Origin of the sequence: Phenylobacterium sp., assembly GCF_041916435.1 — a bacterium.
Classification (GTDB): domain Bacteria; phylum Pseudomonadota; class Alphaproteobacteria; order Caulobacterales; family Caulobacteraceae; genus Phenylobacterium.
Genome location: NZ_JAYRZM010000004.1, coordinates 407,103 through 427,710, shown reverse-complemented (window position 1 = coordinate 427,710; position 20,608 = coordinate 407,103). Strand labels below are relative to the sequence as shown.

General features: G+C 70.3%; 17 protein-coding genes. 9 read left to right on the top strand and 8 right to left on the bottom strand.

Annotated features, from left to right (window positions below; translation table 11 throughout):
* Nucleotides 1-15: 15 nt before the first annotated feature.
* The 8 genes from ACE3TA_RS13475 to ACE3TA_RS13440 all read right to left on the bottom strand — a co-directional run bounded on the left by ACE3TA_RS13475 (nucleotide 16) and on the right by ACE3TA_RS13440 (nucleotide 8,470).
* Nucleotides 16-771, bottom strand: coding sequence for a gamma-glutamyl-gamma-aminobutyrate hydrolase family protein (locus ACE3TA_RS13475; protein WP_374574487.1), 756 nt, complete (start codon nucleotides 769-771; stop codon nucleotides 16-18).
* Nucleotides 772-784: 13 nt separating this feature from the next.
* Nucleotides 785-1,915, bottom strand: a complete 1,131-nt coding sequence (locus ACE3TA_RS13470; protein WP_374574485.1) for an ABC transporter ATP-binding protein — start codon at nucleotides 1,913-1,915, stop codon at nucleotides 785-787.
* Nucleotides 1,916-1,925: 10 nt separating this feature from the next.
* Nucleotides 1,926-2,798 (bottom strand): ABC transporter permease, encoded by an 873-nt coding sequence (locus ACE3TA_RS13465; protein WP_374574483.1) that lies wholly within the window; start codon nucleotides 2,796-2,798, stop codon nucleotides 1,926-1,928.
* Nucleotides 2,795-3,700 (bottom strand): ABC transporter permease, encoded by a 906-nt coding sequence (locus ACE3TA_RS13460; protein ID WP_374574481.1) that lies wholly within the window; start codon nucleotides 3,698-3,700, stop codon nucleotides 2,795-2,797. Before ACE3TA_RS13460 ends, ACE3TA_RS13465 begins: the two co-directional genes overlap by 4 nt.
* A 28-nt stretch (nucleotides 3,701-3,728) precedes the next feature.
* Entirely contained in the window at nucleotides 3,729-4,841 is a 1,113-nt protein-coding gene (locus ACE3TA_RS13455) for a PotD/PotF family extracellular solute-binding protein (protein ID WP_374574479.1), read from the bottom strand.
* A gap of 96 nt (nucleotides 4,842-4,937) precedes the next feature.
* The gene (locus ACE3TA_RS13450) at nucleotides 4,938-6,311 is read right to left on the bottom strand and encodes a glutamine synthetase family protein (RefSeq protein ID WP_374574824.1); all 1,374 of its coding nucleotides are present in this window, start codon (nucleotides 6,309-6,311) and stop codon (nucleotides 4,938-4,940) included.
* Between the two features lie 11 nt (nucleotides 6,312-6,322).
* The gene (locus tag ACE3TA_RS13445; RefSeq protein ID WP_374574822.1) at nucleotides 6,323-7,663 is read right to left on the bottom strand and encodes an aspartate aminotransferase family protein; all 1,341 of its coding nucleotides are present in this window, start codon (nucleotides 7,661-7,663) and stop codon (nucleotides 6,323-6,325) included.
* A 114-nt stretch (nucleotides 7,664-7,777) separates the two neighbouring features.
* Nucleotides 7,778-8,470 (bottom strand): GntR family transcriptional regulator, encoded by a 693-nt coding sequence (locus ACE3TA_RS13440; protein WP_374574477.1) that lies wholly within the window; start codon nucleotides 8,468-8,470, stop codon nucleotides 7,778-7,780.
* A gap of 234 nt (nucleotides 8,471-8,704) precedes the next feature.
* Here ACE3TA_RS13440 and ACE3TA_RS13435 point away from each other — a divergent pair, with 234 nt between their 5' ends.
* The 9 genes from ACE3TA_RS13435 (at nucleotide 8,705) to ACE3TA_RS13395 (ending at nucleotide 20,607) form a co-directional block, all read left to right on the top strand.
* Complete coding sequence (locus ACE3TA_RS13435) at nucleotides 8,705-10,153, top strand: aldehyde dehydrogenase family protein (protein WP_374574475.1); 1,449 nt, start codon at nucleotides 8,705-8,707, stop codon at nucleotides 10,151-10,153.
* Entirely contained in the window at nucleotides 10,146-10,910 is a 765-nt protein-coding gene (locus ACE3TA_RS13430; protein WP_374574473.1) for a glucose 1-dehydrogenase, read from the top strand. The genes ACE3TA_RS13435 and ACE3TA_RS13430 overlap by 8 nt, the downstream gene beginning before the upstream one ends.
* Complete coding sequence (gene leuB / locus ACE3TA_RS13425) at nucleotides 10,894-12,009, top strand: 3-isopropylmalate dehydrogenase (RefSeq protein ID WP_374574471.1); 1,116 nt, start codon at nucleotides 10,894-10,896, stop codon at nucleotides 12,007-12,009. Before ACE3TA_RS13430 ends, leuB begins: the two co-directional genes overlap by 17 nt.
* A gap of 187 nt (nucleotides 12,010-12,196) precedes the next feature.
* Nucleotides 12,197-13,180 (top strand): alpha/beta fold hydrolase, encoded by a 984-nt coding sequence (locus ACE3TA_RS13420; protein WP_374574469.1) that lies wholly within the window; start codon nucleotides 12,197-12,199, stop codon nucleotides 13,178-13,180.
* A gap of 21 nt (nucleotides 13,181-13,201) precedes the next feature.
* Nucleotides 13,202-14,530, top strand: coding sequence for an aspartate aminotransferase family protein (locus tag ACE3TA_RS13415; protein WP_374574467.1), 1,329 nt, complete (start codon nucleotides 13,202-13,204; stop codon nucleotides 14,528-14,530).
* Nucleotides 14,527-15,930 carry a tetratricopeptide repeat protein gene (locus ACE3TA_RS13410; protein WP_374574465.1) on the top strand — a complete coding sequence of 468 codons (1,404 nt, stop codon included), beginning with the start codon at nucleotides 14,527-14,529 and terminating at the stop codon, nucleotides 15,928-15,930. Before ACE3TA_RS13415 ends, ACE3TA_RS13410 begins: the two co-directional genes overlap by 4 nt.
* Complete coding sequence (locus ACE3TA_RS13405; RefSeq protein ID WP_374574463.1) at nucleotides 15,927-17,216, top strand: acetylornithine deacetylase/succinyl-diaminopimelate desuccinylase family protein; 1,290 nt, start codon at nucleotides 15,927-15,929, stop codon at nucleotides 17,214-17,216. The genes ACE3TA_RS13410 and ACE3TA_RS13405 overlap by 4 nt, the downstream gene beginning before the upstream one ends.
* A complete protein-coding gene (locus ACE3TA_RS13400; RefSeq protein WP_374574461.1) occupies nucleotides 17,213-19,771 on the top strand; it encodes an ABC transporter substrate-binding protein in 2,559 nt (852 codons plus the stop codon). The genes ACE3TA_RS13405 and ACE3TA_RS13400 overlap by 4 nt, the downstream gene beginning before the upstream one ends.
* A complete protein-coding gene (locus tag ACE3TA_RS13395; RefSeq protein WP_374574459.1) occupies nucleotides 19,768-20,607 on the top strand; it encodes an ABC transporter permease in 840 nt (279 codons plus the stop codon). The genes ACE3TA_RS13400 and ACE3TA_RS13395 overlap by 4 nt, the downstream gene beginning before the upstream one ends.
* Nucleotide 20,608: the final 1 nt, after the last annotated feature.

Sequence of the window (20,608 nt, the reverse complement as noted above, 5' to 3'; positions counted from 1 at the left end):
TGGAATGCGGCCTTGTCAGGCCGTCAGGGGATCGCCGCGCAGGGCGCGGCCGAAAAGCGCGAAGAAGGCGCGCGATTGGGGATTGGCCTCGGGCTTCCATTCCGGATGCCACTGGACGGCCAGGAGGGGGGCGCCGGAGAGGTCGGCCGAGACGCCCTCGACCACGCCGTCGTCGGCCGTCGCCTCGACCTTCAGTCCCTGGCCCAGGCGGTCGACGCCCTGGTAGTGGACCGAATTGACGGTGATCCGATCGGCGCCGAGGCCCTTGGCCAGCACCCCGCCCGGCGTGAGCGAGACCGGATGCAGGTGATCGAACATCTCGTTGAAGCCGACGCCGTCCGGGGCGTGGTGGGCGAGCGGCTGGGAGGCCTCGCCGAGGTCGCGGCGCAGCGTGCCGCCGAAAGCCACGTTGATCTCCTGGAAGCCGCGACAGACGCCGAAGACGGGCTTGCCCAGGTCGGCCATGGCCTTGATCAGGTCGGAGGTCATGGCGTCGCGGCCGGGATCGAACGGGCCGGGCGCGTCGTCGACCGCCTGGCCGTAGAGGTCCGGCGCCATGTTGGAGGGGCTGCCGGTGAGGAACAGGCCGTCGAGCCGCCCGGCGACCTCGGACGCGCGCATCAGCTCGGGCATGGAGGGGACCAGCAGCGCCGCGGCGTCGGCATGCGCCATCACCCCGGCGACATAGCGGTTCATCACCGCCTGGGCCGGCTCGATCCCGACGATGCGGGTGCAGCAGATGACGCCCGCGACGGGCCGCGCGGCGGACATGGAACTCCCTAACTTATGACAACAGCACGGCCGGCGAACAGGCGTGCCAGAAGAGCCAGACGTCCTCGCCGACGGCGAAGTCCTCCTGGTCCCAACGTGTGAGGTTGGAGCGGGCCACCTTGATCCGCCGCCCCCCGCTTATCTCGACTTCGTAGACGCTTTCGCTGCCCAGATAGACTTCCTGGCGGATGACGCCGGGCACGGCGTTGGAGCCGGTCGGGGAATCGTCGATCGACGGCGCGGCCGCGCCGGCCGGCCGCTTGTGCAGCTCGATCTTCTCCGGACGCAGCGCCGCCCAGACCGTCGCCCCCTTGGCCCCCGTGACGCCGTGATCGAGGAAGATGTCGGCGTCCAGCTCCGGCGACTTGATCACCGCGTGGTCCGCCTCGTCGACGGCCAGCTCGCCCTCGAAGAGGTTCACCGAGCCGATGAAGTCGGCGACGAAGCGGGAGTTGGGGAATTCGTAGAGGTCGTTGGGCGGGGCGACCTGCTGCAGCAGGCCCCGGTTCATCACCGCGCAGCGCGTGGCCAGGGCCAGGGCCTCGTCCTGGTCGTGGGTGACCATGATGAAGGTGATGCCGACCTTCTCCTGCAGGGAGGACAGTTCGGTGCGCATCTGGTCGCGCAGCTTGGCGTCCAGGGCCGAGAGCGGCTCGTCGAGCAGCAGCACGCGGGGCCGCTTGACCAGGGCGCGGGCGAGGGCGACGCGCTGGCGCTGGCCGCCGGAGAGCTGGTCGGGCTTGCGCGCGCCCAGGCCGTCGAGCTGGACCAGGGCGAGCGCCTCCTCGACCCGGTGGGCGCGCTCGGACGCCGACACCCGATCGATCTTCAGGCCGTAGGCGACGTTGTCGGCCACGGTCATGTGCGGGAACACCGCATAGGACTGGAACACCATGTTCACCGGCCGCTTGTTCGGCGGGATCGCGGAGATGTCCTTGCCGTCGATCAGGATACGGCCCTCCGTGGGCGTATCGAAACCGGCGAGCATGCGCAGGAGCGTAGTCTTGCCGCAGCCGGACGGGCCCAGGAGGCAGAAGAACTCCCCCTCGGAGATCGAGAAGGAGACGTTGTCGACGGCCACCATCTTGCCGAAGCGTTTGGTGACGTTCTCGAAGCTGATGATCGGGTTTTCGGCGTCGAACATGGATGGGCTCTTACGTCTTGTCGGCGCCGTGGCCGTGGCCGCCGGCCGCGGCGGCCGGATCGCCCTGCAGCCGCAGGGCCACGAAGGTGAGGAGCACGGTGAGCACGATGAGCAGGGTGGAGGCGGCGTTGACCTCCGGCGTCACCGAGAAGCGCACCATGGCGTAGACCTTCACCGGGAAGGTCACCGTGTCGGGCCCCGAGGTGAAGAAGGTGATGACGAAGTCGTCCAGGCTGAGGGTGAAGGCGAGCAGCGCGCCGGCCACCAGCGAGGGGCTCATGTGCGGCACCACCACGTCCATGATCGTGCGCCATTCGCTGGCGCCCAGGTCGCGGGCGGCCTCCTCCAGCTCGCGGTTGAAGCTGGCCATGCGTGCGCGCACGACCACGGCCACGAAGGGGAAGGAGAAGGAGACGTGGCTGATGATGATCGCGCCCAGGTCGAGCGGCCAGGGCAGGCCCTGGGGCCAGGGCAGCACCTTGGCGAAGAACACCAGCATGGCCACGCCCATGCAGATCTCCGGGACCACGATCGGCAGGGCCATGGCGCCGTCCACGGCCGGCTTGCCGGGAAAGCGGAAACGCCAGAGGGCGAAGGCGGCCATGGCGCCCAGGATCACGCTGAGCAGGGTGGAGATCGCCGCGATGGTCAGCGAGTTGATGAAGGCCTGGATCAGGCTGTCGTCGTGCAGCGCCTTGTCATAGTACTTCAGGGTGAAGCCCTGCCAGACGATGTTCCGCCGCGAGTTGTTGAAGCTGAACGCCATCAGGGTGATCAGCGGGGCGTAGAGGAACACCGCCACCATCGCCAGCCAGGCCCGCAGCGGCCAGCGGCGCAGGTATTCCAGGGGGCCGGGCGGCGCCTGCTTCTCGCGCGCGCTCATGCCCGCGCTCCCCGCCGGCGGGCCAGGAGACCCTGGGCCGCGATGGCGATGAAGGTGAGGTACATCAGCATGAACGACATCGCCGCGCCGAACGGCCAGTCGTTGGCGCGCTTGAACTGCCGCTCAATGACGTTGGCGATCATCTGGCTGTCGGGACCGCCCAGCAGGTCGGGGGTCAGATAGGCGCCGAGCGCCGGGATGAAGGTGATCAGCACGCCCGACAGGATGCCCGGCAGGGCCAGCGGCACGACGATCAGGGCCATGGTGCGCAGGTGGCCGGCGCCCAGATCGAGGCTGGCCTCCAGCAGCGAGCGGTCCAGCCTGTCCAGCGCCGAATAGAGCGGCAGCACCATGAAGGGCAGGTGCACGTAGACCAGGCCCAGGACCACCGCGAAATTGTTGTGCAGGAGCTCGAGGGGCGTGAAGGCGCCCAGAGGATGCATGCCCGCGAGCGTCATGAGCCAGCTCGCCTTGGCCCACAGCCAGCCCAAGGTGACGTTGACGTAGCCCTCGGTGCGCAGCACCGCGATCAGGGCGTAGGTGCGGATCAGCAGGTTCGTCCAGAACGGCAGCATGATCAGCAGCAGCAGCCAGGCCTTGGCCTTGGGCGGGGCGAAGGTGATGGCCAGCGCCACCGGGAAGCCCAGCACCAGGCACAGGAAGGTGGTCAGGCCCGCCACCCACGCCGACTTCAGGAAGATCTTCAGGTAGAGCGGCTCGATCGCCCGGGCGTAGTTGGCGAAGGTGCCGGTGATCGAGATCTCGGTCAGCCCGACGTTCTTGCCGAAGCTGTAGGCCCAGACGATCCCCAAGGGCACGAGGAAGAAGAGGATCAGCCAGAACAGCGGCGGGCCCAGCGTGCCGGCGAAGACCGCCTTGGCCTGTTTCCACCCCTGTTCCATGACGAACCCCTTCCTCCTCGCCGATCGATCAGGCCGCGCGGATCCGCGTCATGACTTCTTCGTAGAGCTGGGCCTTCTCGGCCCCCTCGAACGCGCCGTACTCGCACTTGGCCAGGGCCTCGGCCGGCGGGAAGATGACCGGGTTGTTCTTGTAGTCGTCCGGCATCAGCGCCTTCGCCGCGGCGTTCGGCGTGGGGTAGAGGATGGTCTTGGAGATCTCGGCGCCGGCGTTGGCGTCGAGGATGTAGTTGATGAACTTGTGCGCATTGTCCGGACGCGGAGCGCCGGCCGGAATGCACAGGGTGTCGGAGTTCAGCAGGCTGCCTTCCTTCGGCACGACGAAGTCGAGGTCGGGGTCCTCCTTCATCACCTGGGCGATGTCGCCATTGTACTCGAGCACCAGGTCGACATCGCCGGCCAGCAGCATGTCCTGGCCGTTGTCCTCGTGGAACGCCTTGATGTAGGGCTTCTGCTTGATCAGCATCTTCTCGATCTGATCGACCAGCTCGGGCGGAATGCCGTTGACCGAGTGGCCCAGGTACTTGGCGGCCAGGCGGACCAGGTCGGCCGATTCCGACAGCAGGGCGATGCGGCCCTTGTACTCGTCGGAATCGAACAGGTACTTCCAGCTGTCCGGCACGCCCTTCACCTTGGACTTGCGGTAGCCGATGCCCAGCACCAGCCAGGTGTAGGGCATGGAGTACTTGCGGCCCGGATCGTAGGCGGCGTCCTGGAACGCCGGGTCGATGTTCTTGATGTTCGGAATCTTGGCGTGGTCGAGCGGCATCAGCATGCCGGCCTCGCCCATGCGCGTGACGAACTCGTTGGACGGCACGATCACGTCGAAGCCGGGGTTGCCGGCCTTCAGCTTGGCGAAGAGTTCGTCGTTCGTCGCGAACAGGCTCATGTTCACGTCGATGCCCGAGGCCTTCTTGAAGTCGCCCAGGGTGGTTTCGCCGATGTAGGTGTCCCAGTTGTAGAAGTTGAGCTTGGGCTCCTCCGCGCCGCCGGCGGGCGTGGCCGCGGGCTTGGGACTGCAGCCTTCCAGCGCGCCGCCGAACGACAGTCCCACGGCGGCGGCCCCGAGGCCTGTCAACAACGACCGGCGGGACGCCCGGCCTCCCAGCAGGTTCTTGATCATGACCTTCGAAGCCTCCTCGATTTTGAGAAACCGCCGGAAGTGACGGCTAAACCAAAGCTCTACTTCAATAGAGGAGCGCGCTCCCCCGCACCGAATTCACGCGTTGCTCAAATACCAGTCATAGTCGAGCGGCGTTATGACTTCAAAGAACCGCGCCTGCTCGGTACGCTTGACTGAGACGAACATGTCGACAAAGCGATCGCCCAGGTATTCCCGCAGCACCTCGGACTGGTCGAACAGATCCACCGCGGAGAACCAGTTGGTCGGCAGGCTCGACTTCGATTGCGCCGCCGCCGCGTAGCCGTCGCCGACCACCGCCGGGCCCGGATCGATCTTGTTCGTGATCCCATAGTGCGCCGAGGCGAGCAGCACGGCCAGCACCAGGTAGGGGTTGGCGTCGGCGCCGGCGACGCGATGCTCCACGTGGCGGGTGTGGGCCGGGCCGGCCGGCACGCGCAGGGAGACCGTGCGGTTGTTGACCCCCCAGGTGGGCGCCACCGGGGCGTAGGAATTGGCCCTGAACCGGCGATAGGAATTGGCGTTGGGCGCCAGGATCGCCATGGCCTCGCCCAGCAGCTCGCGCATGCCGCCGATGGCGTGGCGCAACAGCGCCGAGCCCTGCGGGTCCTCGCTGGCGCAGAGGTTCTCGCCGCCCTTGTCGTTGAAGCTGACGTGGACGTGGAAGCCGCTGCCGGCGCGGTCGCCCCAGGGCTTGGCCATGAAGGTGGCCTCGCAGCCGTGGCGCAGGGCCACGCCCTTGGCTGCGCGCTTGTAGATCACCGCGTCGTCGGCGGCGGCCAGCGCGTCGGGCTTGTGCTTGAGGGTCAGCTCCACCTGGCCCGGCGCGAACTCTGAGATCGCCCCTTCCAGCGGCACGCCGAGCACGTCGGCGGTGGACCACAGCTCGCGCAGGAAGGGGGCGTGGGCCTCCAGCTCCGGCAGGCCGTAGACCTGGATGCCGCTCGGCCGGCGGCCGGTCAGCGCCGACTTCGCCGGCTGGGGCGGCTCGTCCGGCGCGCGCGCGGCGTCGACGAGGTAGTACTCCAGCTCGCAGGCGGCGACGGGGGTGAGGCCGTCGGCGGCGAAGCGGTCCAGCACGCGCCTCAGCAGATGGCGCGGGTCCAGGTCGTTGGGCGTTCCGTCCAGCTCGTAGAGCGAGAGCATCACCTGGGCGACGTCGGGGCCGAGCCAGGGGGCCGGCTTCAGCGTGCCCGGCACGGGGCGGGCCAGGCGGTCGGCGTCGCCGTCCTCCCAGACGAGCCCGGTGTCCTCGCAGTCGGCGCCGGTGGTGTCGACCACCAGGATCGAGCCCGGCAGGAAGCGGCCGTAGTCGAACACCGCCTGGATCTCGTGGCGGCGCAGGCGCTTGCCCCGCGGCACGCCGGTCATGCTGGTGAAGAACACCTCGAAGAAGGCGATGTCGGGGTGCGCCTCCAGGAAACGGCGGCATTCGTCCGGGTCGGCGGTCATGGCCGAAGCGCTCATGCGGCGGCTCCCTCAAGCGCCCCGGCGAAGCCGTCGACGGCGGCGATCAGCCGGTCGATCTGGGCGTCCTCGGTCATGGGCGAAATCAGCATCATGTTGTGGAAGGGCGCGATCAGGACGCCCCGGTTGATCAGCCACAGGTGGAACGCGGCCAGAAGATCATGATCCAGCGCCTTGCGCATCTGTTCAGCGTCGCGCGGGGCCGGCGCGGCGAACACCAGCTCCACCCGCGCCCCGGCGTGAACGGCCGACCAGGCCAGGCCCCGCCGCCCGATCACGGCGCGCAGGCCGGCCACCAGGCGCTCGGCGCCGTCGAGCATGCGGGCGTAGGCGGCCGGGCTCATCACCTCCTCCAGCATCACCCGCATGGCGGCCATGGCCAGCGCATTGCCGGAGAGCGTGGTGCCGATGCCGGAATAGCCGGGGCCGATGCGGGCCTCAGCTTCGTCCATGCGCCGGGCGAGGTCGGCGGTGACGCCCCAGACCGCGGCCGGAACGCCGCCGCCGACGGCCTTGCCCAGGGTCAGCATGTCCGGCTCCAGGCCGTGGGCGCGCGTATAGCCGCCGGGACCGGCCGAGAGGGTGTGGGTCTCGTCGATGATCAGCAGCGCGCCGGCCTCGCGCGTCAGCCGCCGCAGGGCCGCGTGGAAGCCGGGCTCGGGCAGGATCATGCCGCAGTTGGTCATCACCGGCTCGGCCAGCACGGCGGCCACGTCGCCGTCGGCCAGGGCGGCGGCCAGGGCGTCGACGTCGTTGAAGGGGACCACCTTGGCGAAGGCGGCCACGTCGTGCACCTGGCCCACCAGCCCGGCCTTCATCGCCGGCGCGCCGGAGGCCAGGGTGACGAAGGTGTCGTCCACCGCCCCGTGGTAGCAGCCGTCGAACACCGCGATCTTGTCGCGGCCGGTGACGGCGCGGGCCCAGCGGATGGCCGCGCGGTTGGCGTCGGTGGCGGTGGTCGCCGCCTGCCAGAGCGGCAGGCCGAAACGCTCGGCGAGCAGGCGGCCGACGACGACCGCGTCGGCCGTGGGCAGCATGAAGCCGGTCCCGCGCCGCGCCTGGCGGCCCAGGGCCTCGGCCACCCGCTCGTCGCCGTAGCCGAACATGGCCGGGGTGTCGCCCAGGCAGAAGTCGTCATAGGCGCGCCCGTCGGCGTCGATCAGGCGCGCGCCCTCGCCCCGGTCGGCGAAGATCGGGCTGGGCGAAGCCCAGTCGCCCATCCAGTGCAGGGGCACGCCGCCGCGCCAGACCGCGCGGGCCTGCGACGCCAGCTCCAGGGATCGGGGATGGTCGGTCGCGAAGCGCGCCTGCTCGGCGGCCAGCAGCGCGCGCAGCAACGCCGGGCCGCGGGGCGCGGCGGCGTCAGGTCTCGGCTCGGCTACCGAAGAAAGAGCGGGCACGGATCGGCCTTCTTGAAACTGTGATCACGGTTTCGCACGGCGCAGGCGGAGTCAAGCCGCGCCGCCGAGATCGGCGCCTTCAAGCGCGGTTGCCCGAAGAGCGTCCATTCCCACGGCGATGTCGGCCGCCAGGGCGGCGCGCGCGGCCTCGGCGTCATGCGCCGTCAGGGCCTGCATCACCTCCACGTGGTGGTCGCGGGTCAGGTTCACCGCGCCCAGGCGATTGAAGACGATGCGCATGAACGGGCCGATCTGCAGCCACAGCCCGCTGGCCATGGCCAGCAGCACCTCGGCGTCGGCGCGCTGGTAGAGCGTGAAATGGAAGGCGTGGTTGGCGGCCATGTAGGCGTGCACGTCGCCGTAGGCGATCGCCCGGTTCAGGGCGTCGTCCGCACGCCGCAGGGTGTCGATCAGCGCCTCGTCCGCGGCCGGCGCGGCGCGGGCGGCGAGCTCCGGCTCGATCCAGTCGCGCGCCCGGGCCAGTTGCTCCAGCCGCGACGGCGTCAGCGAAGGCGCCGACAGGCGCTTGTTGGACTGGTTGATCACCAGGGCGTGCTCGGCCACAAGCCGGCGCACCGCGTCGCGCACGGGCATGGGGCTGACGCCCAGTTCGGCGGCGAGGGTGCGCAGGGACACCCCGCGCCCGGGCTCGATCCGTCCCGTGAGCAAGGCGTCCCGGATCGCCGCATAGACCTGATCGTGCACGGCGTGGACTTCGCTGAGCGGTCGACGCGGCTTGGCCAAGGAGGCGCCCTTTCTGCGGGATGACGGAAGGTTCGACACCCTGCTTCAAAGACCGGCGCAACGCCAGCGACCGGCGGCTGCACCCGGACCCGCGTGCGGCGAGACCCGGCAGGCCCCGATGGCCGCCTTGTGGACAATGTTCGGCGGAATGGGGGTTGAAACCCGCCCTTCGACCGGCGCAAGGAGCGCTTCCCGGTCCGCGCGATGCGGACCCGAAATGGATGGAGGCCTCGCATGACGCTCGATTTCGCGCGCAACGGCGTGTTCATAGCCGGACGCTGGCGCGGCTCGGGAAGCGGCGAGCTGATCGCCATCGAGGATCCCTCGACCGGCCAGACGGTGGGCGAACTCTCCTGCGCCAGCGCGGCCGACGTGGACGAGGCGGTGGCCGCCGCCCGCGCGGCGGCCGACGGCGAATGGGGCGCGACACCGGCCTTCGAGCGCGGCCGCATCCTGGCGAACATCAGCCGCGCGGTGCTGGACGAGACCGACCGCCTGGCCGAGCTGGAGGCCATGGACGTGGGCAAGCCGCTGGCCCAGGCGCGCAACGACGTGATCGCGCTGGCCCGCTATCTGGAGTTCTACGGCGGAGCGGCCGACAAGCTGCACGGCCAGACCATCCCGTTCCAGGCCGGCTACACGGTCTACACCCTGCGCGAGCCGCACGGCGTGACCGGCCACATCATCCCCTGGAACTATCCGATGCAGATCATCGGCCGCTCGGTGATCGCCGCCCTCGCCACCGGCAACGCCGCGGTGCTGAAGCCGGCCGAGCAGGCTTCGCTGACCTCGCTGGCCTTCGCCCGCATCGCCGCCGACGCGGGCCTGCCGGCCGGCGCGCTGAACGTGGTTCCGGGCCTGGGCGCGGTGGCCGGCGCGACGCTGGCCGCCCATCCGGGGATCGACCACATCTCCTTCACCGGCTCGACGGCGGTGGGCCGGCATATCCAGGAAGCGGCGGCGAAGAACACCGTGCCGGTGACCCTGGAGCTCGGCGGCAAGTCGCCCCAGCTCGTGTTCGACGACGCCGACCTGGACAAGGCCCTGCCCTTCCTGGTCAACGCCGGCATCCAGAACGCCGGCCAGACCTGCTCGGCCGGCTCGCGCATCCTGGTGCAGCGGGGCGTCTACGACGAGGTGGTCTGGCGCATGGCCAAGCGCTACGCCGAGCTGCGCGCCGGCCCGGCGATGGCCAACCTGGAGGTCGGCCCGCTGATCAGCGCCAAGCAGAAGGCGATGGTGGAAGGCTATCTGGCGCTCGGCCGCAAGGAGCTGGCGGTGGCGGGCGAGGGCCGGATCGTGGGCGACGCGCCGGCCGGCGGCCACTACATCGCGCCCACCCTGTTCGCCGACGTGCGCGGCGAGCACGCCCTGGCCCAGGAGGAGATCTTCGGCCCGGTGCAGGTGGTGATCCCGTTCGACGACGACGACCAGGGCGTGGCCATCGCCAACGGCACGCCCTACGGCCTGGTGGCCGGGGTCTGGACCGCCGACGGCGGCCGGCAGATGCGGCTCGCCAAGCGCCTGCGGGCGGGTCAGGTGTTCATCAACAACTACGGCGCGGCCGGCGGGGTGGAACTGCCCTTCGGCGGGGTCGGCCGCTCGGGCCACGGGCGGGAGAAGGGGTTCGAGGCGCTCTACGCCTTCACCACCCTGAAGACGGTGGCCGCGCATCATGGGTGAGACGAAGATCATGCGACTGACGGGCAGGACGGCGATCGTGACGGGGGGCGCCTCGGGCTTCGGCGAGGGCATCGTGCGCCGCTTCGTCGAGGAGGGCGCGCGCGTGGCGATCGTCGATCTCAACGGTGCGGCCGCCGAGGCGCTGGCCGCCGAGCTGGGCGACGGGGCGATCGCGGTGACGGCGGACGTCTCCAAGGACGCGGACGTGGCGCGGCTGGCGGCCGAGACCGTCGAGCTCCTGGGCCCGGCGGAGATCCTTGTGAACAACGCCGGTGTCGGCCACACGCCGCAGCCGCTGGACGAGCTCTCCGAGGCCGACTTCGACCGCATCTGGTCGGTGAACGTGAAGTCGGTCTACCTCACCGCGCGCCACCTCGTGCCGGCCATGAAGCGCGCCGGACGCGGGGCGATCCTCAACGTGGCCTCCACCGGCGGGGTGAGCCCCAGGCCGAACCTGACCTGGTACAACGCCTCCAAGGGCTGGATGATCACCGCCACCCGGGCCATGGCCATCGAGCTGGCGGCGTTCGGCGTGCGGGTGAACGCCATCAATCCGGTGGCCGGCGACACCCCGCTCTTGAAGACCTTCATGGGCGGCGACACCCCGGAGATCCGCGCCAAGTTCCTGGCCTCGATCCCGCTGGGCCGCTTCTCGACCCCGGCCGACATGGGCGCGGCGGCCGCGTTCCTCTGTTCGGACGACGCCTCGATGGTGACCGGCGTGGCGATGGAGGTGGACGGTGGCCGCTGCATCTGAGCCCTTCCGCCTGCTGGTGCTGCCGGGCGACGGCATCGGCCCGGAGGTGATCGACGAGACCCTGCGCGTGGTCGACTGGTTCGCCGGCTGGCTGAACCGGCCCTTCGCCATCAGCCGCGACATCATCGGCGGCGCCTCGATCGACGCCCACGGCGTGCCGGCGACCGACGCGGTCACGGCGACGGCGCTGTCGGCCGACGCGGTGCTGTTCGGCGCGGTGGGCGGGGAGAAGTGGGACAGCCAGCCCATCCACCTGCGCCCCGAGGCCGGCCTCCTGCGCCTGCGCAAGGAGCTGGACCTGTTCGCCAACCTGCGCCCGGCGATCTGCTACCCCGAGTTGGCGTCCGCCTCGGCCCTGCGCCCTGAGTTGGTCGAAGGGCTCGATATATTGATCATTCGCGAGCTGACGGCCGGCGTCTACTTCGGCGAGCCGCGCGGCGTGGAGGTGCTGCCCGACGGCCGGCGCCGGGCCTACGACACCCAGGCCTACACCTCCGAGGAGGTGGAGCGGGTGGTGCGCGCGGCCTTCGACATCGCCCGCCTGCGCCAGCGCAAGGTCTGCTCGGTGGACAAGGCCAACGTGATGGAGACCGGCGCGTTCTGGCGCGGCATCGCCACGGCGGTGGGCGCCGACTATCCCGACGTCGAGCTGACGCACATGTACGCCGACAACTGCGCCATGCAGCTCATGCGCCGGCCCAAGCAGTTCGACGTGATCGTCACTGACAACCTGTTCGGCGACATCCTGTCGGACGCGGCCGCCATGCTCACCGGCTCGCTCGGCCTGTTGCCCTCGGCCTCGCTGGGCGCGATCGGCCCCGACGGGCGGCGCAAGGCGCTCTACGAGCCGGTGCACGGCTCGGCGCCGGACATCGCCGGCAAGGGGCTGGCCAATCCGCTGGCGACGATCCTCTCCTTCGGCATGTGCCTGCGCTACTCGATGGACGCCGGCGAGGCCGCGGACCGGCTGGAGGCGGCGGTGCGCCGCGTGCTGGCCGACGGCGTGCGCACGGCCGACATCGCCGCGGGCGGCCCCCACGTGTCGACGAGCGCCATGACCGACGCGGTGCTGCGTGCGCTAGAGCACGATCCGATTTGACGGAATCGGATCGTGCTCAAGGCTCTTCGAACTTGGAGCATTTTCTACGCTGAACCGGCATCCACTTCAGCGGAAAATGCTCTAGACGCGATCTAGGTGCTCAATCGTTTGAGCACTTAACCCGGTTGGGCCGCGGCGCGCGTGGCGCTACCTTCGGCGGTCTTGAGCGCGACCGCAGGAGGCAGGCTTGGCGGCGAAAATCGGTCTTGGGCTGCTGATCGCCATCGGCCTCGTCGTCGCGCTGGCGGCGATCGCCTGGCTGGCCCTGCGCCGGCCGGACATTCCCTATGCGCAGCTCGAGGCGAAGTACGCGACGCCGACCTCGCATTTCGTCGACCTGCCCGGCGGAATCCGGATGCACTACCGCGACGACGGCCCGAAGGACGCGCCGGTGGTGATGCTGGTGCACGGCTACGGCGACAGCTTCCTGACCTGGGGTCCGTGGATCGAGCGGCTGTCGCCGAAGTTCCGGGTGGTCACCATCGACCTGGCCGGCCACGGCCTGACCCGCGCGCCGGCGAACTACGATCCGGACATGGACAAGTTCGCCGACCAGGTGGACGCCCTGGCCGCGAAGCTCGCCCTGCCGCCCTTCGCCATCGTCGGCAACTCCATGGGCGGGGGCGTGGCCTGGCAGGTGGCCAGCCGCTATCCGCAGCGCATCCGCGCCCTGGTGCTGGTGGACGCCGCCGGCTGGCCGCCGGACCCGAACAAGCCCGTGCCGCTGGCCTTCAAGATCCTGCAGAGCAAGATCGGCCGCTTCCTGCTGCAACGCATCGAGACCCGGCCGCTCACGGCCGAGGGCCTGAAGATGGACGTGGTCGACGACGCGCTGATCACGCCGGCCTTCGTCGACCGCTGGGTGGAGGTGCAGCGCGCGCCCGGCCACCGGGCGATCCTGATGAACATTCATCCGGGCGCCCACACGGTCGCCACCGAGGCCGTGCTCTCGAAGATCACCGCCCCGACCCTGGTGCTGCACGGCGAGCAGGACGTGATCATCGAACCGGAGTCCGGACGGAAATTCGCCGCGGCGATCCCCGGCGCCAAGCTGATCACCTATCCCAACGCCGGCCACCTGCCGCAGTATGAAGTTCCCGACCAGTCGGCCGCCGACGTGACGGCCTTTCTCCAGTCCCTTCCCGCCCCGGCCATTCCGGCCGCGCAATAGCCCCCGCCAATCGGATCAGGCATGACCAAGCCGTTCACTCCCGCCCCCAACTCCCTTGAAGCCTTCTGGATGCCGTTCACGCCGAACCGGCGCTTCAAGGCCGACCCGCGCTTCCTGCAGCGCGCCGAGGGCATGCACTACTTCACCCCCGAGGGGCGCAAGATCCTGGACGGCACCTCGGGCCTGTGGTGCGTGAACGCCGGCCACAACCGTCCGCGCATCGTCGAGGCGATCCAGCGCCAGGCGGCCGAGCTGGGCTACGCCACCACCTTCAACATGGGCCATCCCAAGGCCTTCGAGTTCGCCAACCGGCTGGTCTCGATCCTGCCCGAGGGGCTGGACCACGTGTTCTTCACCAACTCCGGATCGGAGTCGGTGGACACGGCCCTGAAGATCGCGCTGGCCTATCAGCGGGCGCGCGGCAAGGGCACCAAGACGCGGCTGATCGGCCGCGAGCGCGGCTACCACGGGGTGGGCTTCGGCGGCATCTCGGTGGGCGGCATCGTCAAGAACCGCATGTTCTTCGGCTCGCTGCTCACCGGCGTGGACCACCTGCCCCACACCCACGACCTGGCGCGCAACGCCTTCAGCAAGGGCCAGCCGGAGCACGGCGCGGACCTGGCCGACGAGCTGGAGCGGATCGTCGGCCTGCACGACGCCTCCAACATCGCCGCGGTGATCGTCGAGCCGGTGGCCGGCTCCACCGGCGTGCTGATCCCGCCCAAGGGCTATCTGCAGCGCCTGCGCGCGATCTGCGACAAGCACGACATCCTGCTCATCTTCGACGAGGTGATCACCGGCTTCGGGCGCCTGGGCGCCTCGTTCGCCACCGAGTTCTTCGGCGTCACGCCCGACATCATGACCATGGCCAAGGGCATCACCAACGCCGCGGTGCCGATGGGCGCGGTGGCGGTGAAGCCCGAGATCTACGAGACCATGCTCGACAGCGCCGACGGCGCGATCGAGCTGTTCCACGGCTACACCTACTCCGGCCACCCGCTGGCCTGCGCCGCGGGGCTGGCCACGCTGGACACCTACGCCGAGGAAGACCTGTTCGAGCGCGCCGCCGAACTCGCGCCCAAGTGGGAAGCCGCCGTCCACGGCCTGAGGGACGCGCGCCACGTGATCGACCTGCGCAACCTGGGCCTGATGGCCGGCATCGAGCTGGAGCCGCGCCCCGGCGCGCCGGGCGAGCGCGGGCTGGAAGCCTTCCGCATCGCCTTCGACCGCGGGCTGATGATCCGCGTGACCGCCGACATCATCGCGCTTTCGCCGTCGCTGATCGTCGAGGAGAGCCAGATCGACGAGATGATGCAGATCTTGCGCGACACCCTGGCCGCGATCGCGTGAGCACGCGGGCCGTCCATCAGAAGAGCGGTCCGAAGGACTATCTCGGCTCGCCGATCAGCCCGGCCGATCCCCAGACCCTGGCCGCCATCGACGATTTCGTCGGCGGCTTCATCACCTACGAGCCGCGGGCGCTGAACGTGCTGGCGGCGGCCGACGCCGACGCCGGCAGCGCGCTGGCCAACGCCTACGCCGGCTGCCTGCACATGCTGGGCGAGACCATGGGCTCGCCGGCGGGCGCCGCGGGCTACCTGGCCCGGGCCGAGGCCGCGCCGCGGGCCAACGCGCGCGAGCAGGGCGTCGTCGCCTTCCTGCGGGCCTGGATCGCCGACGACGTCGAGGCGGCCCTGGCCGTGGGCGACGAGGTGGTGGAGGCCTGCCCGACCGACCTGGCGATGGTGAAGCTCTGCCAGTACCTGAACCTGAACCGGGGCGACTTCCCGGCCATGCTGCGCATCACCGACAAGGCGCTGCCGGCCAGCAGCGCGGTGCCGCAACTGCACGGCATGCGCGCCTTCGCCTACGAGCAGTGCCACCTGCTGGCCGATGCGGAGGCGACCGCCTGGGAGGCGCTGCACCTGGAGCCGAAAGAGCCGTGGGCGCAACACGCCCTGGCCCACGTGATGCTGACCCAGGGCCGGATCGAGGAGGGGGCGCTGCTGATGGCCGACCGCTCGAGCGGCTGGGACGGCCTGAATTCATTCATGTACACCCACAACTGGTGGCACCTGGCGCTGTTCCATCTGAGCCAGGGGCGCGGCGAGGCGGTGCTGGACATCTACGACCGGCGCTGCTGGACCCAGGACCGCACCTACTCGCAGGACCAGATCGGCGCGGTCTCGCTGCTGGCGCGCCTGGAGTTCGCCGGGATCGACGTGGGCGGGCGCTGGACCGAGCTGGGCGACTATCTGGCGACGCGCGCCGAAGACGTGGTCCAGCCGTTCCTGTCGCTGCAGTACCTGCACGGCCTGAACCGGGCGGGCCGGCCCGAGGCCGAAGTCCTGATGGCCGCGATCGAACGCCGCGCCGCCGAGGCGCCGGCCCACAGCCGCCGCGCCTGGGCCGAGGCGGCGCTGCCGGCGGCGCAGGGGATCATGGCCCTGCAACGCGGCGCCCATGACGTGGCGATCGAGCGGATGGGCGCGGCCCTGCCCCGGCTGATCGAGGTGGGCGGAAGCCATGCCCAGCGCGACCTGTTCGAGCAGATCTACCTGGAGGCCGTGCTGCGCGCCGGACGCCTGGCCGACGCCCAGCAGATCCTCGAACTGCGGCGCCGCTTCGATCCGGACGGCGCGCCCCTAAATTCAGTCCTGGCCCGGGTGTACGACGCCCTCGGCCTGCCGGACCTGGCCGCCCGCGCCGCGACGCGGGCCAAGCGTACCCTAGAAAGGCATGCGTATTGACGCCCCATCCCCGTGAAGACGCCCTGCTCGCCGACATCGAGTCCCGCCGCGACGAGGTGACGGCCCTGACCCAGGACCTGATCCGTTTCCCGACGATCAACCCGCCGGGGGACGCCTATCGTCCCTGTGCGGAGTATCTCGGCGAGCGGCTGCGCAAGCGCGGCTTCCAGGTGGAATACGTGCGGGCCGAGGGCTCGCCCGGCGACAGCGACGCCTATCCGCGCACCAATGTGATCGCCCGCTGGGAGGGCGCGCGGCCCGGCCCCTGCGTGCACTTCAACAGCCACATCGACGTGGTCACCGTAGGCGACGGCTGGACGGTGGATCCCTTCGCCGGCGTGGTGAAGGATGGCAAGGTCTACGGCCGCGGCGCCTGCGACATGAAGGGGGGCCTGGCGGCCTCGGTCGTGGCCGTCGAGGCGCTGATCGATTCCGGCGTGGAGCTGCCCGGCGCCCTGGAGATTTCCGGCACGGCCGACGAGGAGAGCGGCGGCTACGGCGGCGTGGCCTACCTGGCCGAGCGCGGCTGGTTCTCCAAGCCGCGCGTGGACCACGTGATCATCCCCGAGCCGCTGAACGTGGACCGAGTGTGCATCGGCCACCGCGGCGTCTGGTGGTCGGAGATCACCACCCTGGGCCACATCGCCCACGGCTCCATGCCCTTCCTGGGCGACAGCGCCGTGCGTCACATGGGCGCCCTGCTGGACGAGATGGAGCGCAAGATCTTCCCCGCGCTCGCCGGCCACCAGACCTCGATGCCGGTGGTGCCCGAGGGCGCGCGCACGCCCACGCTGAACATCAACTCGATCCACGGCGGCGAGCCGGACGTGACCGGCTCGGGCCTGCCCGCGCCCATCGTGCCGGATAGCTGCCGGATCGTGCTCGACCGGCGCCTCCTGATCGAGGAGGACCTGGACGAGGTGAAGGCGCAGATGCGCACCCTGCTGGACGGCCTGACCCAGACCCGGCCCAACTTCCGCTACAAGATGCGCGACCTCTTCGAGGTGCGCCCGTCGATGACCGAGCCGGAGCGGCCGGTGGTGCGCATGACCTGCGAGGCGATCGAGCAGGTGCTGGGCAAGCGCGCCGACATCTGCTGCTCGCCGGGCACCTACGACCAGAAGCACGTGGACCGGATCGGCAAGCTGCGCGATTGCATCGCCTACGGCCCGGGCATCCTGGACCTGGCGCACCAGCCGGACGAATACGTGGGGATCGACGACATGGTGAACTCGGCCAAGGTGATGGCCCTGTCCGCCTACGCCCTCCTGACCGGACAGGCGTGAGCCGCGATTCCTCACATCGACGCGGGTGGGGCGGCCTCGTCGCCCTGATCCTGACGCTGCTGATGCTGGCGAGCCCGGCGGCGGCGCGGGAGGTGCTGCGCGTGGGCCTGCAACTGGAGCCGCCGAACCTGGACCCCACCGCCGGCGCGGCCGCGGCCATCGACGAGGTGGTCTACGGCAACGTCTTCGAGGGGCTGGTCCACATCGGCCGCAACGGCCAGGTGGAGCCGAAGCTGGCGGAATCCTGGGAGATCTCGCCGGACGGGCGGATCTACGTCTTCCACCTGCGGCGCGGGGTGCGCTTCTCCGACGGCGAGCCGTTCGACGCCGAGGACGTGAAGTTCTCGCTGGACCGGGCCCGCGCGGCGGATTCGGCCAACGCCCAGAAGACCAGCTTCGAGGTGATCGACCACGTCGAGGTGGTCGATCCGCAGACCGTGCGCCTGGTGCTCAAGGCGCCCAACACGCGGCTGCTCTACGTGCTGGGCTGGGGCGACGCGGTGATGGTCTCGCCGAAGACGGCGGCGGACAACGCCACCCATCCGGTGGGCACCGGACCGTTCCGCTTCGTCGACTGGCGGCGGGGCGACTCGATCACGCTGGAGCGCAATCCGGACTACTGGGGCCCGGCGCCGCGCATCGCCAAGGTGGTCTTCAAGTTCATCGCCGACCCGACCGCCGCCTTCGCCGCGGTGAAGGCCGGCGACCTGGACGCCTTTCCCAACTTCCCGGCCCCTGAGAACCTGGCCGAGCTGAAGGCCGATCCGCGCTTTCGCGTCGTGGTGGGCTCGACCGAGGGCGAGACGATCCTGGCGCTAAACAACGCCCGCCCGCCCTTTAACGACATCCGCGTGCGCCGCGCGGTGAGCTACGCCCTGGACCGCAAGGCGATCATCGAAGGCGCCATGTTCGGCTACGGCAAGCCGATCGGCAGCCACTTCCCGCCGCAGAGCCCCGACTACGTCGACCTGACCGGCATGTATCCGCACGATCCGGCCAAGGCCCGCGCGCTGCTGGCCGAGGCCGGCTATCCCAACGGCCTGGACGTGACCCTGAAACTGCCGCCGCCCAGCTATGCGCGCCGGGGCGGAGAGATCGTCGCCGCCCAGCTCGCCCAGGTGGGCGTCCGCGCCAAGATCGAGAACCTGGAATGGTCGCAGTGGCTGGACCGGGTGTTCGGGGCGCACGACTTCGACATGACCATCGTCTCGCACACCGAGCCGATGGACTACGACATCTACGGCCGCGACTACTATTTCGGCTACCACTCGGAGGCCTACAACGCCCTCCTGGCCCAGCTCGACGCGGCGGTGGATCCGGCCGAGCGGCACAGGCTCTTGGTGGCGATCCAGAAGAAGATCGCCGAGGACGCGGTCAACGGCTTCCTGTTCGAGTTCCCCAAGCTCAACGTCTGGGACGCGCACCTGAAGGGCATGTGGGTGGACGCCCCGGTCCAGGCCAACGAGGTGGGCGAGGCCTGGTTCGACGAGCCGGGCTCGGCCGGCGCGCCAGTGGCGGCCAAGCCCGCAGGCGGCGCGGGGCCGCTGGTGGGATGGCTGGTGCTGGCCGCCTGCGGCGCCTTCGCCATCTACGGCTTCGTCCGTCTCGGCGCGGCCTATGTGGCCGGACGGATGGTCTCGCTGGCCGCCACCTTCCTGGCCGCGACGGTGGTGGTGTTCCTCCTGATCCAGATCGTGCCAGGCGACCCGGCGGCCTACATGATGGGGCTGAACGCCAACCCCGAGGCGGTGGCGGCGCTGCGCGCGCAGATGGGCCTCGACGCCCCGCCGCTGCACCGCTACCTGGCCTGGCTCTGGGGCCTGGCGCACGGCGACTTCGGCGTCAGCTACACCTACCGCGTGCCGGTGGGCCAACTGATCGGCGAGCGGCTGGCGGTCTCCCTGCCCCTGGCGCTGATGGCGCTGGTGATCAGCCTGGCCACCGCCCTGCCCATCGGCCTGTTCGCCGCGAGCCGGCGGGGCAAGGCGGCCGATTCCCTGGTGATGGGCGTGACCCAGGTGGGCATGGCCCTGCCCAACTTCTGGTTCGCCATGTTGCTGGTGCTGGTCTTTTCGATCGGCCTGCGCTGGCTGCCGGCCGGCGGCTTCCCCGGCTGGGACGCCGGCTTCGGCAAGGCGCTGGCCGCGCTGGTCCTGCCGGCCGTGGCGCTCGCCCTGCCCCAGGCGGCGATCCTGGCCCGGGTGCTGCGCTCGGCCCTGATCGAGACCCTGGGCGAGGACTACATCCGCACGGCCCGCGCCAAGGGCCTGACCGAGGGCCAAGCGATCCGCCGCCACGCCCTGCGCAACGCGATGATCCCGATGCTGACGATCCTTGGCCTGCAGCTTCCCTTCCTGCTGGCCGGGGCGGTGATCGTGGAGAACGTCTTCTTCCTGCCGGGGCTCGGACGCCTGGTCTTCCAGGCCATCACCCAGCGCGACCTGATCGTCGTGCAGAGCGTGGTGGTGCTGCTGGTGTTCGCGGTGGTGGTGGTGAACTTCATGGTCGACCTGGGCTATGCGGCGGTCGATCCCAGGCTGCGGAGGCGCCGATGAGCGCCGCCCGCCGCAATCCCGCCCTGACGAGCCCGGGCCTGATCCTGGGCGTCGTGCTGACCGCCCTCTTCATCGGCGGGGCGCTGCTGTCGTTCGTCTGGACGCCCTATGACGTGGCCGTCCTGGACGTGGCGCACCGGCTGCAGGCGCCCTCGGCGGCCCACTGGCTGGGCACCGACCACTTCGGCCGCGACGTGGCCTCGATGATCCTGGTCGGCGCGCGAAACTCCCTGGCCGTGGCCTTGGTGGCGGCCGGCGTCGGCATGCTGATCGGCGTGCCGCTGGGCCTGATCGCCGCCGCCCGCAGGGGCTGGCTGGACGAGCTGGTGATGCGCGGCAACGACCTGATCTTCGCCTTCCCCTCGCTGCTGCTGGCGATCATGATCACCGCCGTGGCCGGGCCGGGCGCGATCAACGCCATCATCGCCATCGGCATCTTCAACATTCCGGTCTTCGCCCGCGTGGCCCGGGGCGCGGCCTTGTCGCTTTGGACGCGCGACTACGTGCTGGCCGCGCGGGTGGCCGGCAAGGGCGCGGGCGCGATCTCATGGCAGCACATCCTGCCCAACATCGCCAACCTCCTGATCGTGCAGGGCACCATCCAGTTCTCCATGGGGGTCCTGGCCGAGGCGGCGCTCTCCTACGTGGGCCTGGGCGCGCAGCCGCCGATCCCGAGCTGGGGGCGGATGCTGAACGAGGCGCAGACCATGATCGGCTTCGCGCCCTGGCTGGCGATCTTCCCCGGCCTGGCGGTGGTGCTGACGGTGATCGGCCTCAACCTGCTGGGCGACGGCCTGCGCGACGTGCTCGATCCCAAGCTCGAGGGGAGGCGCTGAG

Excerpts from the sequence above, each read along its gene's own strand:
- ACE3TA_RS13475 (WP_374574487.1), bottom strand. The coding sequence starts at position 771 with ATGTCCGCCGCGCGGCCCGTCGCGGGCGTCATCTGCTGCACCCGCATC.
- ACE3TA_RS13470 (WP_374574485.1), bottom strand. The coding sequence starts at position 1,915 with ATGTTCGACGCCGAAAACCCGATCATCAGCTTCGAGAACGTCACCAAA.
- ACE3TA_RS13465 (WP_374574483.1), bottom strand. The coding sequence starts at position 2,798 with ATGAGCGCGCGCGAGAAGCAGGCGCCGCCCGGCCCCCTGGAATACCTG.
- ACE3TA_RS13460 (WP_374574481.1), bottom strand. The coding sequence starts at position 3,700 with ATGGAACAGGGGTGGAAACAGGCCAAGGCGGTCTTCGCCGGCACGCTG.
- ACE3TA_RS13455 (WP_374574479.1), bottom strand. The coding sequence starts at position 4,841 with ATGATCAAGAACCTGCTGGGAGGCCGGGCGTCCCGCCGGTCGTTGTTG.
- ACE3TA_RS13450 (WP_374574824.1), bottom strand. The coding sequence starts at position 6,311 with ATGACCGCCGACCCGGACGAATGCCGCCGTTTCCTGGAGGCGCACCCC.
- ACE3TA_RS13435 (WP_374574475.1), top strand. The coding sequence starts at position 8,705 with ATGACGCTCGATTTCGCGCGCAACGGCGTGTTCATAGCCGGACGCTGG.
- ACE3TA_RS13430 (WP_374574473.1), top strand. The coding sequence starts at position 10,146 with ATGGGTGAGACGAAGATCATGCGACTGACGGGCAGGACGGCGATCGTG.
- ACE3TA_RS13415 (WP_374574467.1), top strand. The coding sequence starts at position 13,202 with ATGACCAAGCCGTTCACTCCCGCCCCCAACTCCCTTGAAGCCTTCTGG.
- ACE3TA_RS13395 (WP_374574459.1), top strand. The coding sequence starts at position 19,768 with ATGAGCGCCGCCCGCCGCAATCCCGCCCTGACGAGCCCGGGCCTGATC.